We start from the raw sequence: 1,434 nt of genomic DNA on the forward strand, positions 1-1,434 counted from the left end.
GCAGTACCCAACGCCGTTTTACATTTACGATGAAAAGGCGATAATCGAAAATGTCCGCCGTATCAAAGCGGCATTTTCGGTTTTCCCGTCTTATAAAAACCATTTTGCGGTAAAGGCGCTTCCCAATCCGTATATACTCAAACTTCTCGCAGTCGAAGGCTTTGGCGCGGATTGTTCCAGCTATCCGGAACTGTTGTTAGCTGACATTGCAGGCATTAAGGGCGAAGACATCATGCTTACCTCTAATGAAACTCCGGTAAAGGAATATCAAGCCGCCAAAGAACTTGGCGCGGTGATCAATTTTGACGATTACACCCAAATTGAATTTTTGGAAAAAATAGCCGCCATGCATGCATGGCGCGGCTTGCCTGAATTAATCTCATTCCGCTACAACCCAGGCCCTCTCAAGGAAGGCAACGCCATAATCGGCAAGCCAGAGGAGGCAAAGTACGGCCTTACGAGAGAACAGCTAATTAAAGGTTATTCAGTTTGCAAGGAAAAGGGCGTAAAACGCTTTGCCCTGCACACAATGGTCGCTTCCAACGAGCTTTCCATTCCATACCACATTGAAACCGCGCGGATGCTCTTTGAACTTGCGGTTGAAATAAAGGAAAAAACAGGAGTACGCCTTGAGTTTATCAATCTTGGCGGCGGCGTAGGAATTCCCTACAAACTCGATCAGGAACCGGTAGATTATCAGGTTTTAGCCTCCGGCATACAAAAAGCGTATAACGAGATTATCAAACCCGCTGGACTTGATCCATTGAACATTCGCACCGAGTGGGGCAGGGTGATAACCGGCCCCTACGGCTGGCTTGTAGCCCGCGCCGTTCACAAAAAAGAAATTTACCGCAACTACATCGCCCTTGACGCCTGCATGGCAGACCTAATGCGTCCCGCCCTATACGGCGCGTATCATCACATAACAATCCTCGGCAAAGAAAACGCCCCGTTGTCTGAGACTTACGACGTGGTTGGCAGTCTTTGTGAAAATAACGACAAATTCGCCATTCAAAGAAAACTTCCAAAAATAGACGTTGCCGCTGACGGCGGGGCAGGTGACATCGTCGTTATCCACGACGCAGGCGCCCACGGAAGAGCGATGGGTTTTAACTACAACGGCAAACTCCGTTGCGGCGAACTGCTTCTGCGTCAGGATGGCTCTGTAGTACAGATCCGCCGTCCCGAAGAAGTATACGACTATTTCGCCACGCTTGACATTTCGGGGGTGAAAAATTTCAGCTAGGATGAATTAGGTTATATTGCCGTAAATTTTCGCAAAGGCATCATTAGAGTTGTTTTGAGAACATCTTAAATGATTTATAAATTAGTAACTTCTATTATTTTGGATATATTTTATTATTAAAATTTTTAATTTCTTCTTGTTGTTTCAATGTATCATTATAAAAACTTTGCATCTGTGGATTATAATAC

The 1,434-nt window shown here is 45.5% G+C and carries 1 protein-coding gene; it reads left to right on the forward strand.

Annotated features, from left to right (window positions below; genetic code table 11):
• On the forward strand, positions 1-1,246 hold a 1,246-nt coding region (locus tag ACYVRH_RS12645; RefSeq protein WP_461257258.1), incomplete at its 5' end, for a diaminopimelate decarboxylase.
• Positions 1,247-1,434: the final 188 nt, after the last annotated feature.

This window comes from Treponema sp. R80B11-R83G3 (genome assembly GCF_054786115.1).